The following is a 15,859-nucleotide window of genomic DNA, read 5'->3' as shown; positions in this document are numbered from 1 at the left end:
CTGGTCTCAGTTTCCCTCAAAAACTCATCAAATCCTGAAATGAAATTCCCAGTTCCAGCATCGTCACTCCTAATAGTAAGAGGGTCAGCAGAATAAGAATTTGCAGTTGACTATTTTTCATCTTTACTCTGCCTTATCTTTTTGATTAAATTTGTTGTTGACTTTCCTTTGACTTCAGTAATCAGAACTATTTTGCCGCCATAGCTGTAGACTGTTTCCGCCTCAGGAAGATCTTCAATTCTGTAATCGCCACCCTTAACATAAATCTGTGGTTTGATCTCTTCCAGCAATTTTTTAGCATCGGCTTCTGAAAAAAGTATTAAATAATCAACCATTTCCAGTGCAGCCAGCATTTCCAGTCTTTCAGCTTCCGGCACAAAGGGGCGTTTTTTGCCTTTAAGTTTTTTAACTGAGCTGTCACTATTTACTGCCAGCACCAGCTTATCCCCCAGAGAAGCAGCCTTTTTTAAATAACGAATATGACCAACATGCAGGATATCAAAACAGCCATTGGTAAAAACTATTAATTCTCCCGCCTCTTTTCTGGCCTTAATTTCTTTTTTTAAAGCATCCAGTTCCATTATCTTAGCTGTCATTTTTATTCACTTCCCTGATTAATTCTGAGGCTGTAACTGAAGCAACACCACTTTTACGAACAACAATCCCGGCAGCATAATTGGCAATTCTAATTGCAATCTCTACCGGTGCCTCTGCTGCCAGTGCCAGGATCAGAGTTCCGACTACCGTATCTCCAGCACCTGTTACATCAAAAACTTCGGAAAAATTAGCAGCAGTAATATGGTCTATTTTATCTCCGGGCGCAAAAAGGGTCATCCCATCTCCACCCTGAGTTATCAGCAAATATTTTAATTCAAGTTCTTTTCTCATTTTAAGACCGGCTTTTTCTACTTCGGCCTGAGTCTTTAAATCCTCCCCGTAAATAGCAGAGGCCTCTTCCAGATTGGGAGTTGCAATTACAGCTCCCTTAAACTGGTCCAGCTGGTAGCGGCTGTCCACAGCCGAATTTTTTCCGGCAGCATCAGCGGCTTCCACAAATTGAGCTGTACTGTTCTGATTAAAGATTCCATTTCCATAATCAGAAAATAAAACTGCATCACTGGCAGCTATATTTTCCTTAAGGTAAGAAGTTAACTTCTGCTGGAGCTCGGGACTGATGTCAAAACTTTTAACCTTATCAACCCGGACCACCTGCTGGCGGACAATCTGTTCTCCCCCGGCCAGGATTCTTGTTTTCTCAGCCGTTGGACGGCTCTGGTCTTTAAAAACACCTGCCGTCAAAATCTGACGCTGTGCTAGCTCTTGCTTCAGAGCTTCTGCAGCCAGATCGTCTCCAACAACTCCCAGCAGATCAACTTCTGCTCCCAGACTGGCAATGTTGGCAGCCGCATTGGCCCCACCACCGGGAAGGACTTTTTCCTGCTGGTGTTTTAAAATCAAAACAGGTGCCTCCCGGGAAAGACGCTCCGGGTCAGCAATAATAAATCTATCTGCGATTAAATCTCCCAGCACCATAATTCTTTTTTCTTTAAATTTTTCTATATATTTAATTAATTCTTCCGAACTGTAATTGTCCATGACTGCCCCCTACATCTTAAAGTTGAGTCCAAAATTAATAACTCTATTGCTGAGATCCCAGTACTGATTACCGATACTCAGCTCAAAATCACTGCGGGGACCAATATTATATCTGGCTCCACCTCGATAATAACTGTGGTCTGTTAAATCATCATCAACAAAATAGTAGGTCTGCCAGAAAAAATTCAAATCTGAGTTTAAAGTAGTAGCTGAAATACCAACACCTTTACCAAAACTCTCGTTATCAACCTGATCTGTAATCATCAGGTGCAGATCCATTCTAAACTCCTGCTGAGCGATCATATTTAGACCAACATCTGCTCCAATATGAAAACCATCACCATCAAAAGCCAGGTTGAGCTTTCCCTGATGGCCGCCGTTGAGGCTGAACTTTGGTTCTAACTGCAGAGTATCTATCTCCATTGAATCACCTGAAATCAGATAATTTACCGACTGCAGCTCGGCTGCTGTAGCGGCAGCTGAAAAAATGCTCATCAGCATAACTGCTGTAATCATTAGGATCATTATTTTTTTAGTCATTCTATCTCTCCTCTACTGTATTTATATTATATATTAGATAAAGCAAGATTTAAAATCAGCTTATTCATCTTCCTGATCAATTATTACTCCATTAGAAATTAAGCGGTCAGCACTGGGGCTGTTCATCGTAAAACCTCTAATTACCATCCTGGCTGAAGCGCCGCCATCAAGGTTCATTGCCTCAACCGCACCCAGTTCCTTTAAGATTTGAGCTGTTTCTTCCAGACTCATCCCAATACTTAGTTTCTCCTGTCTGCCGTCAATAGTCAGCATCAGCAGGTGGTTGTCTGAAGTTAAGCCGAGAGCAGTTCTTGGAGCCCTGCCGTTTAAAATGTCAGGCTGAAATTTTTCTTCCTCACCTGTAATCTTAATTTCTCCATCTGCTAAAAGCCGCGGGCCTCCGCCAACAGCATAGAGTATATCTTTTTCCTTCAGCTCAGGTGAAAATTTATTTTTAAACTCTGCCCTTTTGTCTTTAAGTTCCGGAATCATATTGATCAGTTCATTTTTCTCAGCGCCAACCCGCAGCACATAACCATCTGGTGGAATCGGAGTCTTGATTCCCGCCTCAGTCTCGGTACCCAGAATCTCACCTGAGCGGACTACTATATCATAATAACCCTCTGCTAAAGCCGGCATCTCGCCGCCATAATAACTATTATAGACTACAGCCTCCTGAGCTCCGGCCGATCTATTAACTCCATTTACTTTAAAGCTTTCAGCAAGCTCAGCAACTTCAAATTCTCCTTCCCAGTCTACCTGAGAAAAAGAAAGACCTTTATCCTGATCAATCAGCAGTGCGGTCCGCTGATAAAGCGGCTCACTGACCAGCACTCCATCCAGATAGAGCAGGCCGAGTGGTCTGCCGCTGTAGTGAAAATAGCCGCCGTTAACTCCTGCCAGAGCAGAATGACTGCGGATAATATCACCCAGATCTTCTCTTCCCGGTACAACCCCCTGGGCCAGCACCGGTTTTAAGTTCAACTCTTCAACCGAAAGATCATAATCAACAACTGTAATTACGCGCGGACCAGACCAGCTCATCTGTCTGATTTCTTTAAAATGTAAACCTCTATTAATTCTGGCAGTAAATTTGAGCTCACTATCTATCAGCTCATTCAGCTCTGCCATTTCTGCCCGATCATAATAATAATTTATAATTTCCTGATAATCATAATCAGCCTGGGCCAGGGGAACAATTCCTGCCCGGGGTCTGCTGAGATTTTTTAGAGAAAAATCACTGTTATAATAAAATTCATTATTTCTAACCAGCACCTGTCCACTGGTTGCTGCCGCAGCCTCTTTAAATACAGGACTCAGGCGGCCAAAGTTTAGATTGCTTAAGTTTTCCAGCCTTGCCCCCTGGGTCTCCAGCTGGTAAAGCAGTGAAGTTCTGTAGAGCACAGCCTGAGCCTTAAGTGCTTCCTCAGGCGCCCCGGCATTAAAGGTGCTCTGCAGCAGGTAGGCTGTCAGCTCCTCCAGCTCTGTTTTGTAGCTGAATAAAACTGAACTGCCAAGCGGTCCAAATTGAAACTCTCCCTGCATTTTTTTATCCTGGGCTTCAAATTCTCCCCTGATTTTAAAGACATGAGCCTCTCTAATTTTCTCACCTTCAGCACTGTAAAAATTAAGTCCTTCTCCAATTTCCTGATTAGCTGACTGAGCTGCTGGCTGATTTTCAGCAGCTGTTCCTTCCGATTCAGACAGCTGGTTCTGAAGCTCAATCTCCCTCACCCAGCCGTTAAAACCTGCTTCCTGCAGCTGCTGCTGAAATTTCTCAGCCCCAGCGCGCTCTGAAAAAGCACCGGCAAGGACCTTAAATAATTCCTCTTCCTCTTTGACGATAATCTGTTCTTCAAAATCTATTTTTACCTGGTTTTTAAACTCATGGGCATTTTCCACTGAAGAGCTGGCCATTATCTGAACTCCCCAGCCGCTTTTCAGCTCAGTTTGCTTAAGCTCAACCTCTCCCTGAGTTATGTAATATTCTTTTCCCGCTTCCAGTCTGAAATCCTCAGCTCCAGCAGCCGTCAAAACTGCATCCCCTTCAGCCTGCAGTCTGATCTCAGCTGTTGGCGAAAAAATGGGGACTGTTATCTGCTGTTTGGACTGAATAAAATCAACAAGTCCGGACTGATAATATTCTGCCGAAACCGGTACCACTGCCAGAGTCAGAAAAACCAGCACAAAAGCAATAATTTTTAAAGTAAATGATTTCAGTTTAATCACAATTTTCATCTCCATTTATAATAATCCGTTTAATTATAATAATCGTCCTTTCAATCTTTTTACCCTACTTATATATATTTAATCTCAAAGCCTCAAATCCTGCTTAAAATTTGATTAAATTTCGGTATTTTTCCTCTAATTGAGCTTTATGTTATAATAAAGGCACAGAAACTGATAAATATTACTGAATAAGATAAATTAAGCGAAATCAAAATGCTCTTTCAAACTCTTTTTAAGAGCTTAAAACAACAATTTAACAACCAGGAAAGGAAATAATTATGAAAAACTCTAACTTAAATATTACTGTTATCGATGGTTATCTTGACGAGCCCTCCTGTCTCGGGGTTCCACCCTATGTTTCTCCCCATGTCCGCTATCTCTGGGGAGCACTGCTGGAAGCAGGAGTCAGTGAAGATAAGCTCAGCTATCTGACAATTGACAGCCTGAGAGAAAATAAAGAAAAAGAACTCAAAAAAATGGAAGCAGAAGATATTGTGATCATGATTGCCGGGACCACAGTCCCCGGACATTATCTGGGCGGTCAGCCAGCCACCGCAGCAGAGATCAAAGAAATTGGCGAAAAAGTTTTTTACCCGACCAAAGTTTTAGGTGGTCCAATAACTTTAATTGAAAAGATGAAAGATAAATTTGAAAATGACTTTGATATCTTAGCTTCAGAAATTGCTGCAGTCGATATTTTTAAAAGGCTCGAGCAGATAGAAATTGAGCCCGCTGAAACTGAAAAATATATCAATAAATTTGCCTTAAGCGGCAGCCGCCTGCTGAAAAGACATCCCAATTATCCAAAAATCATTGCCGAGCTGGAAACTTTTCGGGGCTGCCCCCGCCTCAGCCACTGCGCTTTCTGCAGTGAGCGTTTAAAGAAAATAAGCTACAGCCGCAGTCCTGAAAGTATTGCAGCTGAGGTTAAGGCCCTGGCTGCAGAGGGAATCCACCACTACCGTCTCGGCAGTCAGACTGATCTCCTCTTATATGGTGCCGAGCTTAAAGACAGGAGCTTTATTTTAAAACCAGCTCAAATCAGAGAGCTCTACCGGGGAATCCGCGGTGCTGATCCTAAACTTAAGGTACTGCATATGGATAATATGAATCCGGCAGAGATTGCCCGGCACCCAAAAAAAGCAGCTGAAATCATTGAAATCATCAGCAAATACAACACCGCCGGTGATACAGCAGCATTCGGCCTTGAGTCTGCTGATCCGGAAGTTTTAAAGAAAAATAATATTGACAGCAGCAGTGAAGATAACTATTTTGCCATTAAATTAATGAACGAAATCGGCGGCAGAAGAGAAAATGGAATCCCCAAACTGCTGCCAGGTCTCAACTTTCTCCACGGCCTGATCGGTGAAAGCAGAAAAACTCTGGACTATAACTATCAATTTCTAAAAAGACTGCTGGCCGATGATTTAATGCTCAGAAGAATCAATATCAGACAGGTTGTCCGTCTGGGCAGCTACCCTGAGGTCAAATACTCCCAGGGTGAATTTAAAAAATATAAGGAAAAAATTAACCGAGAAATTAACCAGCAGATGCTGAAAAAAGTATTCCCGGCCGGAGTTATTTTAACTGACCTCTACTCAGAAAAGAAAAAGGGCAGCCTCAATTACTGTCGGCAGCTGGGAACCTATCCGATTCTAACTGCGGTCATCGATCAAAAAGACGACTTCTTTGAACAGGCAAAAGTCGTTGACCACGGTTACCGCTCAATTACTGCCCTCAAGTGGCCAAAAAAATTCAGCGACTACAGTAAAAAAGAGCTGGAGGCCATCCCGGGAATAGGCAGTAAAAGAGCTTCCCGACTGATTCTGGAAAAACCAGCAACGAGAAAAGAACTGGCTGCTCTGCTGGGACCAGACTTTGATCAGAAAACTCTTTCTCAGTTTTTTAAGTTCTAAACCTGACTAAAAATCTGCTGTCAGCTCCTTTAAATACTCTTTAAATTCAGGGCCCAGGTCTTCTCTGGCCAGGGCCAGCTCAACTGTGGTCTTTAAAAAACCCATCTTGTTGCCGACATCATAGCGTCTGCCTTCAAAATCATAACCATAAACAACCCGCTTATCAAGCAGGGTTTTTAAGGCATCAGTCAGCTGAATTTCTCCACCCTTACCTGGAGCAGTATTTTCTAAAATATTAAAAATATCCGGTGTAATAATATAACGGCCTAAAATAGCCAGGTTGGAAGGTGCTTCCTCAACTGAAGGTTTTTCGATCATATCATCAACCTTATAAACAGCTCCATCTTTACGGCTGTAATCGACTATTCCATATTTGCTGACATCCTTTTCGGCCACTGTCTTACAGCCAAGAACAGCAGTTTCCTTTTCCTCGTAAACCTCCATCATCTGCTGAATAACAGGTTTTTCAGAGTGAATTATGTCATCACCCAGTAAAACAGCAAAGGGATCATCACCAACAAAGGTTTTGGCACATAAAATCGCATGCCCGAGCCCTTTCTGCTCCTTCTGCCTAACAGAATGAATGGTGATCATTTCCGAAATATCCTCTACCATATTTAAAAGTTCAGTTTTACCCTGCTTTTTTAAGGCTGCTTCCAGAGCCTGGGACTTATCAAAGTGATCTTCAATACTCTGCTTGTCTTTAGAAGTTATAATTAAAATATCTTCAATCCCTGCTGCAACAGCCTCCTCAACTATATACTGAATAGATGGTTTATCTACAATGGGCAGCATCTCCTTCGGCTGAGCCTTGGTTGCCGGTAATAACCTGGTTCCCCAGCCGGCTGCCGGAATTACTGCTTTTTTAATCTTCATTTTACCACTCCCCAATAATTTTTAGCTTGCGTTAAATGCTTTGCTTAAACAATATTTCTATCATTAATATTATAACATTAAATAATATAAATGTTAAAAACTGTAGGAAAACTGGAGTCCATAGCGCTGATCCTGAATTTCAAAATCATGAGCCACAAATAAATCAACTTCTATCGGCTTTAAACCCAGCAGATAGAGGCGGGAATTAAAGGCCGGTCCAACTGCCAGTCCTTCCTCTGTCCAGTCATGATCACTGTAGAAATCAACAAAAAGATAGCCACCAATATCAGTCAGCTGCAGAAAACTTAATAGTTCCATCGGCAGCTGCAGATTATAGTTATAATTAAAGTTTAAAGAAGCCTGCAGATGGGTATTGCTGTCCAGCTTCTGTCCCCTGTAAATCAGTGGAGACTCTACATACTCACTGCTGTTATAGATAACTTCGGTACCGATGCTCCAGGCCTCAGTAAAGTCATAATTAATCAGGTTTGAGCTCAGAACATCAAAGTCTCCTTGACTCTGGTTTAAAAAGAGGTCATTTTCGGACTGCCACTGAAAACTTCTGCCGAGATAACGGAAGTCATTGCCAAAAAGCAAATATTCATGACCCTGCCGCCTGCCGTAGCCGGCTGACAGGTTAAAGCGCCTGCCGAAATATTTAAGCTCAGCCTCATAGTCATTTTTGGTGGCTGAATCATAATCGTTTCTATATTTTAAGTAGAAATCAAAGCCGTCAGTTAATTTCTTGACCCGCAGGGCTGCCGAATAGGCATCCTCCCAGCTTTCTGCCCCCAGCACAGACAAGCGCAGACTGTTGTAGTAGATCTCAGCCCCAACCTGAAAATCATCCAGTGGACTGCGAATTAAATCCTGACTGAAGGGTGAAAAATCTCTCCCATAATAAATCAAAGGACTTATTCCTCTCTCTTCGACAACCAGTCGGTCAAATTCCAGGTCACGCAGAATATTATCGAGATCATAGGTCTCTCTGGCTGCAGGCTGGCGCAGCGGTATTCCTGCTTTTTTCAGCTCTTCTTTTAAGCGGGGCATTCTTTTTATTGTCTGCTGATAACCAATATCCACCAGCCTGCTGGCATAATTAAAATCCATAAAGGTATAATTTTCCACATCAGCCGTGATTACAAAATCAGCATAGCGGTCCAAAATCTGACCTGAATACTGATTCTGAATAATTTCTATAAAACGGGTTGCTGATTGAAAGGCTCCTCCAGAATCATACTGCCCTTCATTCTGAGGTGTGTCAGTAGCTATGATGAAATCTGCTCCCAGCAGTGAAGCTGATTTTGCAGGAGATGACTCCAGCACCCCGGCATCCATAAAATAGTGATCTTCTTGAGTATGGATCGGAAAATACCCGGGAATTGAATAGGAAGCCTGCAGGACTTCGGAAATTCTGCCCTCTGTGGCCAGGTATTTTTTGCCTGCTGCCAGATCAAAACTGAGCTGAGCTGTTGGGATCAAAAATTCTTCCAGCCTTTTTTGGGGACCAACTGCTTCCATAAAAGTATTTACCTTTTTACTGTTCAGCAGAGCTCCTCTGCCAAAATTAAAAAGACGGGTAAAGGGAGTATCAGTTACAATTTCTTCAATCTGCTCCAGCGAAAGGCCGCTTCCATAAAGAGTTGCAATAATTGAGCCCATACTGGTACCTGTCATTAAATCAATAGGTATATTATTTTCTACCAGGGCTTTGATGATTCCGAGATTAGCAATTGCTCGAGCCCCACCACCTGAAAGGGCAAGCCCCACAGCTGGTTCTTTTCTGGCATCAATTTTGTCTTTAAACTGCTGATAATTTTCCACCAGGTAACTTTCTCCGTCAAACTCCACCTCTGTCAGCTGATTTTCCTCTGTCAGCTGATCTTCGCCGGCTGCAGAGTCTGGCTCCGCTTCAGCCAGAAGAAGGCCGGAAAAAGCAGTGGTGAAAATAATAACTAAAATAAGAATAAAAAAAGATTTTTTCATGCTAACACCTCTATTCTTAAAAAGCCGAATAATACAGTAAAGGGAGGCAGAGCCTCCCTTTTTATTTTTTATCTGCCTCTATTTTTTTATAAGCGTCTCTTAATCTACCAGTTTATTCTACCGATGACTTTAGAAGCTGTCCATTATCTCCTCAACTTCAGCCATTAGCTTTTCCTTAAAATCTGCCAGTTCCTTTTCTGCTGCTGCCTGATCTTTTTCGCGAACAGCAAAATAGAATTTAAGTTTGGGCTCGGTTCCGGAAGGTCTGATAGTCAGTTTAGCATCCCCCTCCAGCAGATACTGGAGTACATTTGATTTAGGAAGCTTAATTTCTTCTTCCCGGTCCTCATCGAGATAACGGCTTGTAGAAAGTTTATAATCCTTAACCACTTTTACTCTGCGGCCGGCAATTTTTTTCGGACTTTCTTCTCTGAGGCTGGCTATTGTTTTAGTAATCACTTCCTGGCCTTCTTTACCTTCCAGGCGAATTGATTCTAAATCTTCCAGATAATAACCATATTCTTCTCTCAGCTCTGCCAGACGGTCCAGCAGATTTACTCCTTCTTCCTTATACTTAAGAGCCATAATTGCTGCCAGACCGGCTGCAACTGCTGCATCTTTATCACGAGCATGTTTTCCAATTAAATAACCAAGGCTTTCTTCAAAACCAAGAATAAATTCTTTTTCCCCTGATGCTTCAAACTCTGTAATCTTTTCCCCAATAAACTTGAATCCTGTCAGCACATCAAGCACTTCTACTCCGTAATCAGCAGCAATACCTAACACCATATCTGTCGAAACAATTGATTTAATAATTGCACCATTATCCGGAAGAGTACCTGCAGCTTTAGCTTCTCTTAAAAGAAAGTCGGCAAATAAAACTCCAGTTTCATTACCATTTAAAAACTGATAGCTGCCGTCCTCAGCTCTGACCACGGGTGCCATTCGGTCACAGTCAGGATCAGTTGCCAGAATTAGCTCAGCATCTTTTTTCTCAGCTAGCTTCAAGGCCATATCAAAAGCTTCTCTATCTTCAGGATTTGGACTTTCTACAGTAGAAAAGTCAGAATCCCCATCTGCCTGTTCTTCGACAACATGCAGATTAGAAAATCCTAAATTACTGAGAAGTTTTGGAACTACAGTACTTCCTGTTCCATGTAAAGGAGTATAAACTACTGATAAATCACTGCCCTTCTCTGCTGCTAGATCTGTATCGGGTAAAATATCCATTAAAGTTTTTTGATAACTATCATCAATTTCGGCTCCAATATAATTTAATAAGCCCTGATTGACTGCCTCCATCTCATCTATAGTTTTGACAATAGAAAAGTCATCTATCTCTTCAATCTCGGCGATAATATCTCTTGCCTGCTCAGGCACTACCTGTCCCCCATCTTCCCAGTAGACCTTATAACCATTATATTCTGATGGATTATGGCTGGCCGTTACTACTATACCGCCAATTGCATTTAACTCTCTAACTGCATAAGAAAGTTCCGGAGTCGCTCTCATTCCGGTAAATAAATATGTTTTGATTCCATTGGCAGCGAGCACAAGTGCTGCTTCCAGTGAAAACTCTGGTGAATTATGTCGAGAGTCATAGGCAATTACAACACCTTTTTCCTGACCATCATCACTGTAGTTAATTATATAATTGGCCAGTCCCTGAGTGGCTTTCCGGATCACATATTTGTTAATTCTGTTGGTTCCGGCCCCCATTTTCCCTCTCATGCCACCTGTACCAAATTCAATATTTTTATAAAAACGATCTTCAATTTCTGCTTCATCATCCTGAATGGCTTCCAGTTCTTCTTTAGTTTCCGCATCAAAATAATCACTTAAAAGCCAATCGCGATATCTGGACATATAACTCAAAATTGATCAACTCCTTTGTTGATAAACGATCTAAAATTATTTGTTCTACTCATTGAAAATATTATATCACAAATAATTTTTATTATAAAGTTTTTAAAGAATTAAGAAAAATTAGAGTTTATATTTAAAATGCAAAGAAAGCTTGCGGCCGCTTTTATCAGTCCTCCCAGACTTTTGATTATTTAACTGCTGATCAAACTGCAGTCTCGTGTCTAGATCCAGATTCTCGCTAAAATTCCAGCCCCATTTTAGAGAAAGTCGGTTCAGCCGGTAATCATTTTCAGGACTGAGCTCATATTCTGTCCACTGCTTCTGTACTAAAATTTCGTAATCATGTTTTTCACTGAAATCAAACTGCAGGGTGTACTGCAGTCGGGCCAGCTGATAGTCTTTGGTCTCTGATTCCAGATAATCTTTATCCCGAAGCAGCAGCTTAAATCTATTACGCAGTCTTTCAGTTAAATAAAAGGTGTAATTACCCTCCAACTCTAAATTTAAATTATCATAGGTCTGGCTGTGTTCATAAATCCGCTGCTGCCGCTGTCCCTTTAGATAATAATATTCTCCGGGGGCAAGCTGCTGTTTATAGCGCAGCCACTGCTTATCATACTGGTAATAATCAACTGTATCTTCCTCATCCTCTTCCAGAATACCGGGGTCAGTATAGAGCTTATCTCCACTTTCAAAACTACCGCTAATTTCCGGCTGATAGTTTCTGGCTGCTGCCGGGACAGTAAAAAGACCGCAAAAAATTGAAAAGATCAGTATTAAGTTAAGCAGTAGAGCAAAAATAGTTATTGTGTTCTTTTTCACAAAAATCACCCTTTTTCTTTACCTTTCACGATAAAAAGAAAAATTCCTGCATCTTTGTGAAAAAATATTCAAAACCTCATCCATTGGCTGGACAGGGTTCCTAATCAATATTTTAATTTAAAGGGAGAGGCCAAAATTAATGCTCTGATCGATAAATTCATAACCAACAAAGAAATCAAAACAGTCTTCTTTTTTCCTGAGGCGGAGATTAATTTCCTCCCATTCTTCTGTATCCAGATCATAACTGCCGTCACTTTCGATGGCCCAGGCTGAATCCGGGTAATCACCTTTAAGATCGAGGGAAAGTGAAGGCTTAAGCAGCCGCTCCTCTTCCTCTCTGTCATCCGGCAGCGGAGACTCCCCATAAACTGAATCTTCTTTGTAAAAGAGCCCGGCCTGCAGCAGGAATTTTGTATTTAATTGCTTGCGGTAGCGGAGGCCAGTATTTAAAACTGAAAAATGATATTTCTGATCATAACCACTCTGATAGTGGTCCAGCCGATAATTGTGGCTTAAATGATAGGAAAAACCGCCCGGCAGCTGCCAGCTGTTATTATAATCTAAATTAAGCCTCTGTTTATTTAACTCCACTCCCCCATTTTCTACCCTGCCGGTGCCAAACGCAGCTTTAAAAGAGTAAAAGGAAGGAAATGAGAGGTCAAGGTAGGGATAATAATTATAGTCTTCTCCATCTACATATTTAAGATTCCAGTTTACAGCTGTCTCACTGTGGCTGATACTGTACTTTTCTTTGATCAGCTCCTTGCTGTCATATTCCCGCCTCAGAGAAGCGTTAATTCCGTTCTGAAAGCGGTAGGAGGCTGTATGAACAGTTTCTACAACTTCTTCCAGCTCTGGATCATATTCTTTGAAAAGCCCAAGCTTTAAGCCGCTATCAAAGCTGTAACCTGCATCAAGAAAATATCTGTTGACCGGCTCTTCTGGCAGCAGATCTCTGATCAATCCAGTCTCCAGTCTTAAGTTTCCAGGTTGATAAAGCAGAGAACTTTCAAATTCCTTCTCCTCAGTTTCTAATTCTTCCTCTTCTAAGTCATATTCATAAAGATAATAATAGCGGTTTTTAAAACTTAAATTATCTGTAAAGCGGTGCAGATTAAGATATTCTCGACGCTCATCCCGCTCCTCACCGGAGCCAGCCCGCCAGTAATAAATCTTACCACTGTTCTGCTCGCCGATCTGGTAGGGGTAGGAAAATTCCACTGTAGCTCCTCTTTCAGTGTCATAACCAAGCTCAGGCAGCGGAAAGGTATTGCTCAATTCTTCTCCTGCCTCACCTTCTGGATCATAGGTCACAGAGTAATAAGGAAGATAAAAAACAGGTATATTTGCTATGTAGGGTACTATATGATGAATGGTGATTGTATTATCAGGATTAATCCGGACTTCCTGAGCCTTAAAGTGGTAGTGAGCTTCAGGCCGGCTGCAGGGGGTGAATTCCGCCGACTGCATAACTCCTTCAATTGGCGAAGCTGAAAGAATATCAAGTCGGGAGCCGGAAAAATAAATCTCTCCCAGGCTGCCGTCAGCCCCATAAAGGCTCCCTTTTTCTGTTTGATAATTATACTCCAGGCTCTCTCCCCGGAGATCGTCCTTATCTGATTCGATCACAACTTTATTAAAGGCTTTCAGCTCTTTGTTTTTAGTATCCAGCTCAAATTTATCAGCCCGGACAGTAAAATTAGCTGATTTAAAAACTGGTGAGCCCTCGAAAATCACCAGACCCGACTCCTCAATAAAGGTTATTTCCTCACCCTGGACCACATAATCTGCCGCAGCAGCTGGCAGAGATAATAAAAAAAGCAGGGCCAAAACAAGCAAAAAACAGCTTTTATATTCAGTTAGTTGAAAAAAGTAATCATTTTTTTTCAGCAAAATAGAAACTCCTTTGCAAATCTCCACTCTTATTTTCATTTTCATAAAAAGATATGAAAAAACCCGCCAGGCGGCAGGTTAGATCTACTCTAAAACTATACCTCTAATTTCTTTTTCTTCAATCAGCTGAATATATAATTCAGATCCGGCAGGAATTCTTTCATCCTCACCTTCAACAAAATAACCGACAACCACTCCTGGCAGCCCAAGCAGAGCTGTTCCCAGCACACTGGCTCCAATGGCCAGCTTCTGTGATTCATTTTCTTCCCGGGCCTCTGCTTCGATTGCGACTTCCAGGGAACTGCCGTCAATTGCAGTCAATTTGGGGAAGCCAATTTTAATATCGCCATCCTGGCCCATTTTTCCAGCTTCTTTAATCTCGGTAACCTCAAGCTCACCGGTGGTTCCAGCAGGAATAATTAAAACATCTTCGATCTTTAAATCTTCCTTAACCTGATAGGCTACTTTTTCGCCCCTGCTGGCGGTTTTAGAATTAATTTCTTCCAGCAGCTCGATTCGAATCAGCTGGTCATCACTGCTTTTTACCAGCTGGACCGGCATCTCTTTACCGCTGATTGTCAGCTGATGCAGTTCTTTGATTCGTTCCTGAAGTGCACCTTCGTTAACTTCTCCACTTACCATCTTTTCTAAATTGCTGATTCTCTCCAGCAGACTGGCTCTGCCAATTTCGCCACTGACAGCCCATTCGACTGTGTTGAAGAGAAAAAGCAGAGAAGGTGATTTTTCTGTTGTTTCAAAAAGATCAGCAATTATTTTTTCGGTTCTTTCTACAATCGATCCCGGCTGTCTTTTTTGATATAAACTCTGTTCAACATCACTTACCCGCTCTAAAATCGGCTTATCAGGTACTGAACCATATAAAAGTTTTTCCGCCTCAGCCAGACCATCGAGGGGAATAATCCCTGCAGCCTGAAGCTGAGAATAGGGCATCAGTGGTGTTATGATAACTGAAAATACTATAAGCAGTACTGTAATCTTTTTTATATATAATGACAAGTTTACTGCACCATCCTTAAAAATTTATTTCGAAAGAAGCACTAATATTTCTTTCACTTTCTTCTTCATTTTCATCATCTTCTATTAATTCATAACCAAGGTTTAAACCATAATTTTCATCAAAGGTTACTCCCAGCCCTAAATCCCAGGCAGTCTGTGACCTCAAAGTTGACTCCAGGTCTTCTGGATTGAGCAGCTTATAGGAAGCACTAAAGGTAGCCAGATTATTAAAATCAAGCTCCACCCCAGTTATTCGCTGAGTCAGCTCATCATTCAAATCAATCTGATAGCTGGCTCTAATAGTTCCCATCGGATCATTATACTCCAGCCCAAAGACTGTTGAATCAGCATTCAAATCAGAATTATTGTTAAAACTATCCAGATTATTATTTTCTATAAAGTCAGCAGAAACTGTAAAGCGATCACTGGTCTGATAAGCCAGCCCAAGGCTGCGCCTGCTTTCCTGCTCTTCTCGATAGACTCTATTGGAGCCCTCTGGAGTTAAAAGTATATTATCAGTATTTATGGCTGTGTTTTGACCTGATTCTAAATCCGAAGCTGTTGGATTTACAGCCTGCAATTCCCACCATTCATGATTAGCCAGACTATAACCGGCTCGAATTAAGGCGCGGGAATTAATTGCATATTCAAGTTTAAGCTGAGTTTCACTGATAATCTCATCGTCAATAATCTGCTGATTATAATCTGTATTTAAATTAAGATCAGATAAAAGCTGTAAACCGGGATTTTGCTGGCTTCCATTTCCAGTCAGGTTAAAGCTGCTGTTATCTATTTCAATATCATCGATATCAGTTGAACTCTCATACTGGGAAGCAATACCCAGCAGTTCCTCTCTGGCAGATTCGGAAAAAGATTTCTCCTGAGACAGGTCCAGACTTTCTAGATCTTCTGTTTCAGAATCAGTATTGGTAGTATCTGCATCCTGAGCGTAAATATTAAAACTAAAGATTAATAAAATAATGGCAGTAAATATTAATATTTTCTTCATCTTTCCCTGCCTCCTTTCTTTTTTTATTACACAGTTTAATTATAACAGATCCAGGCCGAATAATCCAGATAAGAAAAACTTTAATTTTCCAGTTTCTTATATTTGTCTA

At 41.4% G+C, this 15,859-nt stretch carries 12 protein-coding genes; 1 reads left to right on the top strand and 11 read right to left on the bottom strand.

Annotated features, from left to right (window positions below):
• Positions 1-110 precede the first annotated feature (110 nt).
• From rfaE2 to C8C76_RS00885, 4 genes are read right to left on the bottom strand one after another with little or no spacing between them, the layout of a single operon-like run.
• Positions 111-596, bottom strand: coding sequence for a D-glycero-beta-D-manno-heptose 1-phosphate adenylyltransferase (gene rfaE2 / locus C8C76_RS00900; RefSeq protein ID WP_108137743.1), 486 nt, complete (start codon positions 594-596; stop codon positions 111-113).
• Positions 586-1,596, bottom strand: a complete 1,011-nt coding sequence (locus tag C8C76_RS00895; protein WP_108137741.1) for a bifunctional heptose 7-phosphate kinase/heptose 1-phosphate adenyltransferase — start codon at positions 1,594-1,596, stop codon at positions 586-588. The genes rfaE2 and C8C76_RS00895 overlap by 11 nt, the downstream gene beginning before the upstream one ends.
• A gap of 9 nt (positions 1,597-1,605) precedes the next feature.
• Entirely contained in the window at positions 1,606-2,136 is a 531-nt protein-coding gene (locus C8C76_RS00890) for a hypothetical protein (protein WP_108137739.1), read from the bottom strand.
• Between the two features lie 60 nt (positions 2,137-2,196).
• Positions 2,197-4,374 (bottom strand): phosphodiester glycosidase family protein, encoded by a 2,178-nt coding sequence (locus tag C8C76_RS00885; RefSeq protein WP_375135225.1) that lies wholly within the window; start codon positions 4,372-4,374, stop codon positions 2,197-2,199.
• A 269-nt stretch (positions 4,375-4,643) separates the two neighbouring features.
• On the opposite strand from C8C76_RS00885, the gene C8C76_RS00880 reads away from it, so the two are divergent.
• The gene (locus C8C76_RS00880) at positions 4,644-6,281 is read left to right on the top strand and encodes a radical SAM protein (protein ID WP_108137735.1); all 1,638 of its coding nucleotides are present in this window, start codon (positions 4,644-4,646) and stop codon (positions 6,279-6,281) included.
• A 6-nt stretch (positions 6,282-6,287) separates the two neighbouring features.
• On the opposite strand, the gene galU is transcribed toward C8C76_RS00880, so the two are convergent.
• From galU to C8C76_RS00845, 7 genes are all read right to left on the bottom strand, one after another.
• Positions 6,288-7,157 (bottom strand): UTP--glucose-1-phosphate uridylyltransferase GalU, encoded by an 870-nt coding sequence (gene galU / locus C8C76_RS00875; protein WP_108137733.1) that lies wholly within the window; start codon positions 7,155-7,157, stop codon positions 6,288-6,290.
• Positions 7,158-7,250: 93 nt separating this feature from the next.
• Positions 7,251-9,143, bottom strand: a complete 1,893-nt coding sequence (locus C8C76_RS00870) for a patatin-like phospholipase family protein (RefSeq protein ID WP_108137731.1) — start codon at positions 9,141-9,143, stop codon at positions 7,251-7,253.
• Positions 9,144-9,272: 129 nt separating this feature from the next.
• Entirely contained in the window at positions 9,273-11,018 is a 1,746-nt protein-coding gene (locus C8C76_RS00865; RefSeq protein WP_108137729.1) for a phospho-sugar mutase, read from the bottom strand.
• 111 nt (positions 11,019-11,129) lie between these two features.
• Positions 11,130-11,831 (bottom strand): hypothetical protein, encoded by a 702-nt coding sequence (locus tag C8C76_RS00860; protein WP_258222394.1) that lies wholly within the window; start codon positions 11,829-11,831, stop codon positions 11,130-11,132.
• A gap of 117 nt (positions 11,832-11,948) precedes the next feature.
• On the bottom strand, positions 11,949-13,724 hold the full coding sequence (locus C8C76_RS00855) for an LPS-assembly protein LptD (RefSeq protein ID WP_258222393.1): 1,776 nt from the start codon (positions 13,722-13,724) through the stop codon (positions 11,949-11,951).
• Between the two features lie 84 nt (positions 13,725-13,808).
• A complete protein-coding gene (locus C8C76_RS00850; RefSeq protein WP_108137725.1) occupies positions 13,809-14,741 on the bottom strand; it encodes a hypothetical protein in 933 nt (310 codons plus the stop codon).
• Positions 14,742-14,757: 16 nt separating this feature from the next.
• Positions 14,758-15,750: a hypothetical protein gene (locus C8C76_RS00845; protein WP_108137723.1), complete on the bottom strand. Its 993-nt coding sequence runs from the start codon at positions 15,748-15,750 to the stop codon at positions 14,758-14,760.
• Between the last annotated feature and the right edge of the window lie 109 nt (positions 15,751-15,859).

It is taken from the genome of Halanaerobium saccharolyticum, from assembly GCF_003053565.1.
GTDB classification, from domain to species: Bacteria; Bacillota; Halanaerobiia; order Halanaerobiales; family Halanaerobiaceae; genus Halanaerobium; species Halanaerobium saccharolyticum_B.
This window is presented reverse-complemented; position numbering and strand designations above follow the sequence as displayed.

What these genes read in the sequence shown, in the direction of transcription:
- galU (WP_108137733.1), bottom strand. Translation starts at nt 7,157, where the DNA reads ATGAAGATTAAAAAAGCAGTAATTCCGGCAGCCGGCTGGGGAACCAGG.
- C8C76_RS00845 (WP_108137723.1), bottom strand. Translation starts at nt 15,750, where the DNA reads ATGAAGAAAATATTAATATTTACTGCCATTATTTTATTAATCTTTAGT.
- C8C76_RS00890 (WP_108137739.1), bottom strand. Translation starts at nt 2,136, where the DNA reads ATGACTAAAAAAATAATGATCCTAATGATTACAGCAGTTATGCTGATG.
- C8C76_RS00880 (WP_108137735.1), top strand. Translation starts at nt 4,644, where the DNA reads ATGAAAAACTCTAACTTAAATATTACTGTTATCGATGGTTATCTTGAC.
- C8C76_RS00870 (WP_108137731.1), bottom strand. Translation starts at nt 9,143, where the DNA reads ATGAAAAAATCTTTTTTTATTCTTATTTTAGTTATTATTTTCACCACT.
- C8C76_RS00895 (WP_108137741.1), bottom strand. Translation starts at nt 1,596, where the DNA reads ATGGACAATTACAGTTCGGAAGAATTAATTAAATATATAGAAAAATTT.
- C8C76_RS00885 (WP_375135225.1), bottom strand. Translation starts at nt 4,374, where the DNA reads ATGAAAATTGTGATTAAACTGAAATCATTTACTTTAAAAATTATTGCT.
- rfaE2 (WP_108137743.1), bottom strand. Translation starts at nt 596, where the DNA reads ATGACAGCTAAGATAATGGAACTGGATGCTTTAAAAAAAGAAATTAAG.